General features: G+C 42.1%; 1 pseudogene. It reads right to left on the minus strand.

The window, feature by feature from the left end:
- Positions 1-344, minus strand: a pseudogene (locus FC07_RS13475) (YgeY family selenium metabolism-linked hydrolase); the annotation flags it as partial.
- Between the last annotated feature and the right edge of the window lie 3 nt (positions 345-347).

Raw genomic sequence — 347 nt, forward strand, 5'->3', positions numbered from 1 at the left:
ATCCCGCCTTCTTGGTCAGAAGTCCCACGGCCACCGATTTCAGTGTCTGTTTCGTAACCATCGTAAGGGTCGAATTTCCAGTTGCGTTTTTCACCAATGGCAACGGTATCAATATGACCGTCAAAAGCGATTAATTTCTTACCATGGCCCATGTAGCCTAGTAAGTTACCCATTGGATCGATGTCGATTTTATCAAAGCCGACTTTTTCCATTTCTTGTTTTGCGCGTTGGATCTTTAATTTTTCATCAGCGCTTTCGCCAGGGATCTTCACCATGTCGCGTAAGAACTTGGTTAAATCAGCTTCATATTTTTGTGCTTGTGTTTTAATTGCTTCGTAATCCATTAT

The organism is Loigolactobacillus bifermentans DSM 20003, assembly GCF_001434575.1.
Classification (GTDB): Bacteria; Bacillota; Bacilli; order Lactobacillales; family Lactobacillaceae; genus Loigolactobacillus; species Loigolactobacillus bifermentans.